This window comes from Humidesulfovibrio mexicanus, assembly GCF_900188225.1.
GTDB classification, from domain to species: domain Bacteria; phylum Desulfobacterota; class Desulfovibrionia; order Desulfovibrionales; family Desulfovibrionaceae; genus Humidesulfovibrio; species Humidesulfovibrio mexicanus.
This window is the reverse complement of record NZ_FZOC01000004.1, coordinates 25666-35131: the sequence shown is the minus strand read 5'-3', so window position 1 is coordinate 35131 and position 9466 is coordinate 25666. Positions and strand designations below refer to the sequence as shown.

The window sequence follows — 9466 nt, the reverse complement described above, 5'->3', positions numbered from 1 at the left end:
GTCGCCCCCCGCGCGGGGGCGTGGATTGAAACCAAACAGTCCGCGTCGCGCCACCTCCGGCAGCAGTACTGGGGAGGCATTCATTTTGGCACTGACCGAACGCCGGAGGAAACGCCGGGAAAGCCCCGTGGCGCAATGTGTTCCGGGGAAATAGGCTGGCCAAGACAATTTGGCACGGAATGGCAGAATGTGAAAGAAAACTGCGCCTGTTTCGGCACTGAACGAACGCAGAGTGAACGAGAACTGGCGCTAGTAGAGCTCCCGCCCTATCCAGACCGCCCGCCCGATGATCCGAATCCCGTCAGCCAGGTCGCCACGCGTGTCGATTTCTAACGGCGCGTAGGCCTCGTTGTAGCTCTTCAGGACAATCTTGCCCGGCAATGTGTCCACCATCTTGATGTAGACCACATCTTCAACGCCTACGGCGAACAGGCTGCCCGCACGCGGTTTTGTTTGGCTTTGGTCAATCAACACTGTGTCATTATTGAAAATATGCGGCTCCATACTGTCGCCCGCAACGCGCATGAGCACCATGCTTGACGGCTGTCCCTTCGTATTAATCCAGTCGCTTCGGAACGCATAGCGTCTCTCAACGCTCTCGCCTGTCTCGAAACTCCCCGTCCCCGCCGAAAGCCGCGCCTCCACCATGGGCACCATGGTCAGCTGGCAGTCCATGCACTCAATGAATTGCGGCGAAGTCGCTTCTATTACCGGCGTTAACGGCGCCGTCGCCCTCACGCGCGAAAGCGGCGCATCACATGGGGATTCGCAGGTGAGCTCTTCAATCGTCGTGCGCGTTGGGTCAAATACCTGGCCGCGCCCGGCAAGAAGCCAATCAAGCGTGCATCCAAGCGCCCCCGCCAAGGAAACGGCAATCTCCCCTTTTGGGTATTGCCCTCCCTCGTAGTTTTGGATGGTGGTGAGGCTGACACCAACTTTACTTGCCAGTGCCTGCTGTCCGATTCCAGCAAGATCACGGCAAAGACGCACCCTCTCACCAAAAGAAGTTGGCGTCCGAGTTGCGTTGTCTTTGTCGGATGAGAACTCGGACGGCATAAAAGCTCCTGTTTTTAAACCAAAATATCCACGATATTCGGTAGTTGCGTACACAAAACGAAGAGCGCCAAAGAAAAGTTAAGATGGACGCACTTTTCTTGTTGACCGTCCAAAGAAAACTTGGCAAAGATTGCTTGTGCCTAACACAAACGGAATGACACGGAATGACACTAGCCCAGGCGCAAGCAAGGGTCAACGTCCACCAACCGGTACAAAACGGACGTAGCCGTACGAGCCGAGCGGACGGGAAGGCGATGCAAAAGCAGCTCTCACTCTTCCATGATGACCATGGAGCCCTTGCGGGGCTTGTTCCGGCGCTTCGGGCGGCCATGAACAGAGCCGCTGGAGCTGACTCTGCGGGCCGCAAGCTCCTCGTAGACAAGGTGAATGAGATAGCCCGTCAAGCTGGCCTGCGCCTCACCACGGGCAACGCCCTTTCTATCAGCAAAGACACTTTGGACAAATGGCTGGCGCCATCCGACCGCGACCATACCCCCTCGCTGCTTGCCGTTGTGGTGTTTTGCGCGGCGACCCGTGACCCGGCCCCGTTACAAATGGTTCTGCGCGTCATCGGCTTGGATGTGATGACGGAGGAGGACCGCAAACTGCGCGACTATGGCAAGGCCTGCCTCGCTGAACGCGAAGCGCGCCGCCGCAAGAAAATACTGGAGGGCAACATATGAGTTATCGCATGGGAAGCGGCAGGGAACGCAAGTCCTGGCGCATCATCGAATGGATGAAGGAAAAGAACCTGTCCGTTGGCGGCATAGCCGACGAACTCGGCGTGGACCACTCCCTTGTGTCCCACACCATCCACGGACGGCGCAACAGCCGCGTGGTGCTGGCGAAGCTCAAAGCATATGGTTGCCCGAACAACATTTTAAGCTTGCCTGCGGACTTGAAAGAGGCCGCGTAATGTCTGCCCTGGAGGCATATTCCAGCGCCGAACTCGCGCCACTCCTTGGTATTGACGCCAGGAACGTGCGGGAACGCGCCAAGCGCGAGAGCTGGCAGGCCCGGCCTCGCCGCGCCCGTGGCGGCGGCAGCGAATGGCTGCTGGCCTCCATGCCCAAGGCAACAGTGGACGCCATCCTCACCGCGCAACTGTCCGACCAGGGCGTGGCGCTTGCGCCCGCCCTGACCGGTTGCACCGCCCCGGCGGCCGACCCGCGCCAGCAAGCCGTCTTGCGCATGGCCGACCTCTCCCAGCTCACCGCGCCACAACGTGAAACCGTGCTGGCACGGCTGGCCTTCGTGCGCGAGATTGAGCGGCTGACGCGGCTGACAGGTAAGGAAAAATCCATCCATCGCCTGGAAGAAATGTCCAAGGCGGGAACCCTGTGTGAGCGCCTTGCCCAGCTGGTGCCCGTGGCCAACGCCAAGTACGGCGTGGGCGAGGGGCGCGGGCTTTCGCGCCGCCGCCTGTATGAATGGTGCGCGCTCTATGCCGAGGGTGGCGAACTGGCCCTTGCGCCGCGCACCCCGCAAAAGGATATGTCCGTGCCCGCCTGGGCCCCGCTATTTCTGGCTTGCTACCAGCGCCCGCAGAACCCCAGCCTGGCCGAGGCCCACCGCGATTTCACCCGCGCCTGGCAGGCCGAGCAGCCCAGCCGCGCGCCGTCCATAGACGCCGTGCGGCGTTTCCTGGCCAAGGTGGCCAAGCCGGACTTGGCGGCCGGGCGCAAGACGGGCAACGCGCTGCTGCATTTGAAGCCGTACCTGAAGCGCAAGACGGAAAAGCTGCTGCCCTGCGACGTGTATACGGCGGACGGCACCACCTTTGACGCGGAAATCCAGCATCCGGACACAGGGCGGCCGTTCAAGCCGGAGGTGGTCTTGATTCTGGATGTCGCCACCCGGCGTTGCGTGGGCATCTCCGTGGCCCTGGCCGAGAGCGCGGCCGCCACCCTGGACGCCCTGCGCATGGCCTGCCTGTTCGGCGGCATTCCGGCCATGTTCTACACGGACAACGGCCCCGGCTACACCGCGTATGTGCTGACCGGCACCGGCACAGGCATGTTGCAACGCCTGGGCATCCAGATAGCCAACGCCATCCCCGGCCGTCCGCAGGGCAAGGGTCTCATGGAGCGCGCGGTCAAGACGATTTGCGTGCCCGCCGCCAAGCAGCTGGACACCTGCACCCATGCGGACATGGACCAGGACGCGGCGCACAAGGTGTTCAAGATCACCCGCGCGCAGCTCAAAAAGCACGGGCGCTCGGCGCTTTTGCCCACGTTTGAGACCTTCAAGAAGGTGCTGCTGGCCCGTGTTGAGGAATACAACGCCAGCCCGCACCGTGGCCTACCCAGCATTGAGGATCATGCAGCGGGCAAGCGCCGCCACATGAGCCCGAACGAATACTGGAACCACTGCCTGGGCCGCGTGTTCGAACCCATGCCGGTGCCAGCGGACATGGCGGATGACCTGTTCATGCCGGGCACGTTCCGCAAGGTGAAAAACGGCATGGTGCGCCTGTGGAACCGCGACTATTTCGCCCACGAATTGGCCCCCTTGCACGATGAGGTTGTGGAGGTGCGGTACGACATTTGGGACGCCACCTTTGTCACGGTGTGGACCGAGGCGGGCGAGAAGATTTGCCGGGCGGAGCTTGACGCCAACGCCATGGACTACTTCCCCATTCCCCGCATCGAGGACGCCCGCGCCGAGCGCGAACGCGCCCAGTTGAAGCGCCTGGAGCAGAAGGCCCAGCGCATCGCCCCCGGCGCAAGCATCACCGTGCCCCAGGACGCCCCGGCGCTCATGGCGGACAGCTTGAGCGCCCGGCAAATCATCACCATTTCGGCCCAGCCGGAGCCCGCGCCCGCCGCCACCCCGGCCGAGTTGGAGCGCATCCGCGCCGTCATGGCCCAGGCCGAGCGCGATGCCGCCCAGGCCGAGCGCCAGGCGCAAGCCGCCGCCGCCAAGCGGCCCATATTCGAGCGGTCCACCGAAAAATTTCGCTGGCTTATGCGCCACCAGGACCAGTGGACGGACGCGGACCGCGCCTGGCTGGCGGAATATGTCCAAGGCCGCGAGTACGCCATGCTGCGCGAGCGCTTTGAATACGAAGGCCTGGCGCTCACCCCGGCGCAGCTGTTCCCGGCGTTAGAAACACCAGGCCTCTAACCGGAAAAGGAGCAACGACGTGAGAAAAACCTTCGTGCGGACAAGCAACTATGAGCGGTTCAGCGCGGGCGTGGCCGCCGTGGAGAACCGGGGCGCGGCCGAGGCGGGCATGATGCTGGTCTACGGCCAGCCCGGCTACGGCAAGAGCGAGGTGCTCACCAATTGGGCCGTTGACGCGGAGGCCGTGTTCCTGCGCGCCAACATCGACTGGACGCCGCGCTACTTCCTGGTGGAGCTGGCCAAGGCCCTGGCCGTGGACCCGCGCGGCAGCAGCGAGCAGCTGTTCAACCGCATGTTGGCGGTCATCGCCACCCAGCAAATTCCGCTGGTCATCGACGAAGCCGAGGCCACCTTGAAGAACCACGCCGCCGTGCTGGAGAAGATACGCGACTTTTCCGACCGCACGGAAACCATGGTGGTGCTGGTGGGCATGGAGAACATCCAGACGGGCATAGCCAAGCACCCGCAGATTTCCAGCCGCATCGCCCAGGTGGTGGAGTTCACGCCCGCCAGCCTGGAGGACGTGGCCATGACCTGCCAGCAGCTTTCAGAAGTGCCCATCGCCCCGGACCTGGTGGCCGAAATCCACCGCCAGAGCGCGGGGCGTATGCGCGAGGTCATGAACGCCATCGCGTGCGTGGAACGCGTGGGCCTGATGAACGGCCTGGCCGAAGTGGACATGGCCGCCGTGGAAGGCATGAGCATCACCCATGACTGGCGTGCGCGCCGCCCGCGCGTGGTGTCCAGGAAGAGGGCCGCGTAATGGCCTGGCGTGGGCTGGAAATCCTCGGACACCTCGAGTCCGGGTCGCAGTTCACCTTTGAGCTTGCACGGGTGGTCGGCATTACGAACGCTCTTGTGCGCAAGGCGTGCGCCAAACTTGCGGCAAAGGGGCTCATCATCACGGGAGAGGATGTGCACGAGTTGACCGCCGCCGGGCGCGAGGCCTTGGCAGGTTCCCGCAACGCCGTTTCCGGCCCAGGCAAGGGCGGTTGTGTGGAACGCCACAAAGGCAGCGTGCGCGCAAAGGCGTGGCGCGCCTTGCGCATCCGCCGCAAGGCCAGCGTGGAGGACCTGCTGCCGCTGGTGCTTGGGCACGGGGCCGCTCCTGTGGACGAGGCCAACGCGCGCCGAAGCCTGGACCGTTATCTCACCGCCTTGGCCAAGTCCGGCCACCTGACCGAGCTGCCCCGGCGCGGCGGTCCTGCCCGCTGGATTCTCACCAACGACACCGGACCCTGCGCCCCGGCCTGGAATAATTCGCAACGCACGGTGACGGACGCCAACACCGGGGAGGTGCACCGTGTCTGACTGGCTGACGCTGCTTTCCCAGGCCGTGAGCGCCTCCAGCCGCACCAAAGTGGCCAAGGAGCTGGGCGTTTCCCGCCCGTCCATAAGCCTGCTGCTGGCCGGGAAGTACCCCGGCAACACGGGCCGCATGGCCGCGCGCATTGTGGAGCGCTACGCCCGCGTTGTTTGCCCGCACACGGGCAAAAGCGTTGCGCCGGAGCACTGCCGCCGCCTGTGCGGCCCGGTGCCGACATCCAGCCCGGCCGCGCTGCGCCAGTGGCGCGCCTGCCAGGCCTGCCCCAACAACCCGAACGCCAACGGCAAGGAGAACGCACCATGCTCGCCCGCAAAATCACCAGCACCGTAGCGCGCCTGCGCGAGCTGGCGGCCAGGCTCCCGGAGGAGCACCGCCAGATAGCCGACCGCGTGGCGGCTGTATTGGAAGAATGCCAGGACATCGCCGCCCATTTGGAGGCGGCGCATCTGCCCATCACCGAACCCGCGCAGCACGCGCGGCCGCAGTAAGGAGAACGCAGCATGGCCCCAAGAACCAAGCCCCAGCCCCTCATCATCGGCGATCTTTCCCAGGCTGACGAAGCCCTGCGCCAGCTGGCCGAAATCAGCCGCGAGCAGGCCCTCATTGAGCAGGGCCTGAATGAGCAGATTGACGCCCTGAAGGCCGCCGCAAAGCAGCAGCTGGAACCGCTCACCGCCTCGCGCAAGCGCCTGGAGGACGCCCTGGGCATCTTCGGCACCTTGAAGAAGGAGGAACTCTTCGGCGAACAGCGCGGACGCAGCCTGGAGCTGAACTTCGGCGTCCTGGGTTTCCGCCGGTCCACCAGCTTGCGCCTGCTGGCCAAGCACACCTGGGCGCAGGTGCTGGGGCGGCTCCAGAGCCTGGGCTTTGCCGACGGCATCCGCACCAAGCTGGAAGTGGACCGCGAGGCCCTGCGCGGCTGGCCGGGGGAGCGCCTGGAAAGCGTGGGCGTGAAGCTGGAAACCGTGGACGAGTTCTTTGTGGAGCTGAAGCAGGAGGCCCTTCAGGACGCCGCCTAGCCCAAGCGAAACCGCCTCCCGCCGCCCTTATCGAAGGGACGGGGGCGCGGTCGCCGGGGCGTGGTTGCCCCGGCCTGATGAGCAGCCAAACGAAGAAGGGAGCCTCTGGCGGGACGCCATCCGGATCAACGTCCGGCACCCCCGCATGGAAGCTCGAAAGCAACCACTGGCACGACGGTTTTCCAGTCTTCAGAGGCCCCCGTCTGTTCAGTAGAGCCAGGGCCGCACTTCGTCAACACGCTACCCGAAGGAGGACACATGGCCTTCGAATCACGCCGCAGCCTGCTGGCCAAGGTGCACATAGCCGCCAAGGCCCTGGGCCTGGAGGACGACGCCTACCGCGACATGCTGGAGGGCCTCACCGGCCAGCGCTCGGCCGGGAAGCTCACGGACAAGCAGCTCGCCCTTGTCATCGCCGCCCTGCGCAAGCGTGGCTGGAACGACGCGGACACGCGCCCGGCGCGCAAAAAGCCCACGCCCCGCGCCATGCCTGGCGCCGCGCCCCTGCTGGACAAGATTGGCGCGCTCCTGGCCGATGCCGGGCGGCCCTGGGCCTACGCCGTGGGCCTGGCCGCGCGCATGTACACGGTGGAGCGGCTGGAATGGGCCAAGTCGGAACAGCTGCGCGGCGTTATCGCCGCCCTGGTGAAGGATGCCCAGCGTCGGGCGAAGCGGGAGGCCAGCCAGGCCGCCCAGGAGGTGGGGCTGTGAGCACCGACACCATGGAGTCTTTAGCAATCGACACCCTGCCCGCCACCGCGCGGGAGCTGGCCCAGCTCATCGGCCTGCAAAAGGCCCTGCGCCTGGTGGAAACCCTGGGCGGCACCACGTTCCCCGTGCCCAAGCGCGAAACCAAGCTGGGCGAGCTGCGCTTCAACGTGCTGGCCGACGTGGTGGGCGTGGAGGCGGCGGACGCCATGGTGCGCCGCTTCAGCGGCACGGACCTGTACATCCCCCGCTGTGCGGAGGCTCTGCGCAATGCCCGCGATGCCGCCATCTGCACCGAATACGACCGGCTCACCAGCAGCATGAGCGGCAACGAGGCCGTGCAGCGCTTGGCGCGCGCGCATCGCCTGTCCGACCGGCATATCTTCAACATCCTGAAGCGGATGCCCGTTACCACCGTCAACGTGGGCGGGGCCGTGCAACTGTCACTGCTGGGATAGCTCCACCTTGCGAAACCGCCCACACGGACGGTCGGCCAGGCGTGGTTGCCCGGCCCTGAAGAGCAGCCAAACAAGGGGAGATGCATGGCTAGAACCACCGCACAGAGAGCGGCCGCAAAGGCCCTCGACAGCATCATGAATCCGTCTGCTGTCAATGTCGACGCGTTGTTGAAGAAGAAGACCAAGACGCAAAGGAAAGCCATACAAGAGATGCTGGATGCATTCCAGAACGGGCACAACAAAAGGGCCGGCAAGCTGTTTTTTAAGACGGGTTTGACGATTGAGAACTATCTGGCGCTGGGGCGGCAGTTTGGGAAAAAGCCATGACCGTTCCTCGCTTCGTCCTCGCCCGGTCGGCCGGTGACTCCGTGACCTTACGCGATACGCAAAAGAAGCGCCTGGCCGCCATTTTTCCGCGCGATACCAGCCTGCCGGAAGTGACAGCCGAGGCGGCCGCCGTGCGCATGGCCGAGGTTTGCGCCAAGGCGTTGAACCTGGTGCATGAAGCGGCCCAGGCCAAGAAACAGCAGGAGGGTGGCAAGTAGCTTGCCACGGAACCATGGGCGAAAAACGCGAAAAAACAGACGCCATTTTGCTGCGGATTCGTGGCACGACGCGCATCTACGAACTGTATCCTGCGGTGCAGTGGCCTGACCAGGACGAAGCGGACGAAGGGCTCTACCGCGTGCGCGAGTGCCGGTATGAGGCCAACCGCAAGCGCGGCCGCTGGCTGTGCATTGGTGGCCGGAAATTCACGTTCATGACGTTGGAGGCCATCTTCCGCCACCTACGCCACGAGGCGGCGGAAGCGGGGTATCTGGACCGACTGACCGCACCGGCCCCGCCGCTGCGAGAGGGCATGCTGGTTCGCTGGCTACCCGGAAACATGCGGGAAATATCCACCGGTACCGAGCCGCGCTGCTATCGCGCCAGGCTCCTTTCCGACCCGATTCTGTGGCCAGACGGGCAGTGGCGGGTGGTCATCGGCACTAGCCGGAGCGGCGGTCTGGTGTGCTGCGACGAGATTCAACCGATAGACGCCCATGGGCGGGAGGTGGCGCGGTGATCTGGCGCATCCTCGTGCTGTGGAACGTGATCACGGTGTTTTGCTACGTGGACAAGCACTGCGGCCGCGAAGCAGCCTGGGCCGCTACCTCGGCGCTTATAGCGCTGTGCCTGCCGCTCGCCAAGATTGAGGCGCGCCTCGGGGAGCTGGTGCAGGCGCAGCGTAACAGAACGGCCAGCATGGAACAGCGCAAATGACTGATTGCATTCGGTATCGCTTGTGCTATGACGCCTCCATGCGCCGCAACATCGCCGCCTTGGCGGCCGTACTCGCTCTGTGCCCTACCGTGGCGTTGGCCGCAGGACATGAGCACCATGAGCGTTGGTATCAGGAATCCTGGTGCGCCTCACGCGGGGAAATGGAAGTGGTCATGCCTGACCAATCGCGCGCGGACTGCGCGAACGCCACGCATGTCGTCGAATTCGACTTCGGGCCGAAATGGGCGGAAAGCATCGGGCAGGCGTTGAATTACGGCGTGCAGGCAGGCAAACGGCCGGGCATTGTGCTGATACTTGAGAAGCCCAGCCATGTGCGTCATCTGCGCCGGGTGCTGCGCGTGCGAGCCAAGTATAACCTTCCGCTGGAAATATGGGCTGTGGACAAAGACGGACAGGACTTGCAGCTGCCCAAGGTGCGCCGCTAATCGCTCCTCTTGACACTTTCCCGACGCCGGGGTAATGGCCGCAGTAGGTGCCTGAAAACACCT

General features: G+C 64.4%; 16 protein-coding genes and 2 other RNA genes. 17 read left to right on the top strand and 1 reads right to left on the bottom strand.

What is annotated here, in order from left to right:
* Positions 1–249: 249 nt before the first annotated feature.
* Entirely contained in the window at positions 250–1056 is an 807-nt protein-coding gene (locus CHB73_RS09105) for an XRE family transcriptional regulator (RefSeq protein WP_089274267.1), read from the bottom strand.
* A gap of 254 nt (positions 1057–1310) precedes the next feature.
* Here CHB73_RS09105 and CHB73_RS09100 point away from each other — a divergent pair, with 254 nt between their 5' ends.
* From CHB73_RS09100 to CHB73_RS16465, 17 genes are all read left to right on the top strand, one after another.
* Positions 1311–1739 carry a hypothetical protein gene (locus CHB73_RS09100; protein ID WP_089274266.1) on the top strand — a complete coding sequence of 143 codons (429 nt, stop codon included), beginning with the start codon at positions 1311–1313 and terminating at the stop codon, positions 1737–1739.
* Entirely contained in the window at positions 1736–1972 is a 237-nt protein-coding gene (locus tag CHB73_RS09095; RefSeq protein ID WP_089274265.1) for a helix-turn-helix domain-containing protein, read from the top strand. The genes CHB73_RS09100 and CHB73_RS09095 overlap by 4 nt, the downstream gene beginning before the upstream one ends.
* Positions 1972–4182 carry a Mu transposase C-terminal domain-containing protein gene (locus tag CHB73_RS09090; protein ID WP_089274264.1) on the top strand — a complete coding sequence of 737 codons (2211 nt, stop codon included), beginning with the start codon at positions 1972–1974 and terminating at the stop codon, positions 4180–4182. The genes CHB73_RS09095 and CHB73_RS09090 overlap by 1 nt, the downstream gene beginning before the upstream one ends.
* Positions 4183–4201: 19 nt before the next feature.
* Entirely contained in the window at positions 4202–4945 is a 744-nt protein-coding gene (locus tag CHB73_RS09085) for an AAA family ATPase (protein ID WP_089274263.1), read from the top strand.
* The gene (locus CHB73_RS09080; RefSeq protein ID WP_089274262.1) at positions 4945–5493 is read left to right on the top strand and encodes a hypothetical protein; all 549 of its coding nucleotides are present in this window, start codon (positions 4945–4947) and stop codon (positions 5491–5493) included. Before CHB73_RS09085 ends, CHB73_RS09080 begins: the two co-directional genes overlap by 1 nt.
* A complete protein-coding gene (locus CHB73_RS09075; RefSeq protein ID WP_089274261.1) occupies positions 5486–5839 on the top strand; it encodes a LacI family transcriptional regulator in 354 nt (117 codons plus the stop codon). The genes CHB73_RS09080 and CHB73_RS09075 overlap by 8 nt, the downstream gene beginning before the upstream one ends.
* A complete protein-coding gene (locus tag CHB73_RS09070) occupies positions 5809–5997 on the top strand; it encodes a hypothetical protein (RefSeq protein WP_089274260.1) in 189 nt (62 codons plus the stop codon). Before CHB73_RS09075 ends, CHB73_RS09070 begins: the two co-directional genes overlap by 31 nt.
* Positions 5998–6009: 12 nt before the next feature.
* Complete coding sequence (locus CHB73_RS09065) at positions 6010–6528, top strand: host-nuclease inhibitor Gam family protein (RefSeq protein ID WP_089274259.1); 519 nt, start codon at positions 6010–6012, stop codon at positions 6526–6528.
* 3 nt (positions 6529–6531) lie between these two features.
* An RNA gene (locus CHB73_RS09060) (hammerhead ribozyme type II) lies at positions 6532–6619 on the top strand.
* Positions 6620–6786: 167 nt separating this feature from the next.
* The gene (locus CHB73_RS09055) at positions 6787–7239 is read left to right on the top strand and encodes a gp16 family protein (protein WP_089274258.1); all 453 of its coding nucleotides are present in this window, start codon (positions 6787–6789) and stop codon (positions 7237–7239) included.
* A complete protein-coding gene (locus tag CHB73_RS09050; protein WP_235641571.1) occupies positions 7236–7694 on the top strand; it encodes a Mor transcription activator family protein in 459 nt (152 codons plus the stop codon). Before CHB73_RS09055 ends, CHB73_RS09050 begins: the two co-directional genes overlap by 4 nt.
* A 7-nt stretch (positions 7695–7701) precedes the next feature.
* Positions 7702–7766, top strand: an RNA gene (locus tag CHB73_RS09045) — hammerhead ribozyme type II.
* 12 nt (positions 7767–7778) lie between these two features.
* Positions 7779–8021, top strand: coding sequence for a hypothetical protein (locus CHB73_RS09040; RefSeq protein WP_089274257.1), 243 nt, complete (start codon positions 7779–7781; stop codon positions 8019–8021).
* Entirely contained in the window at positions 8018–8239 is a 222-nt protein-coding gene (locus CHB73_RS09035; RefSeq protein ID WP_089274256.1) for a hypothetical protein, read from the top strand. The genes CHB73_RS09040 and CHB73_RS09035 overlap by 4 nt, the downstream gene beginning before the upstream one ends.
* A gap of 14 nt (positions 8240–8253) precedes the next feature.
* Entirely contained in the window at positions 8254–8760 is a 507-nt protein-coding gene (locus tag CHB73_RS09030; RefSeq protein WP_089274255.1) for a hypothetical protein, read from the top strand.
* On the top strand, positions 8757–8957 hold the full coding sequence (locus CHB73_RS09025) for a hypothetical protein (protein ID WP_089274254.1): 201 nt from the start codon (positions 8757–8759) through the stop codon (positions 8955–8957). Before CHB73_RS09030 ends, CHB73_RS09025 begins: the two co-directional genes overlap by 4 nt.
* The gene (locus tag CHB73_RS16465; RefSeq protein WP_143337352.1) at positions 8954–9403 is read left to right on the top strand and encodes a hypothetical protein; all 450 of its coding nucleotides are present in this window, start codon (positions 8954–8956) and stop codon (positions 9401–9403) included. The genes CHB73_RS09025 and CHB73_RS16465 overlap by 4 nt, the downstream gene beginning before the upstream one ends.
* Positions 9404–9466 lie beyond the last annotated feature (63 nt).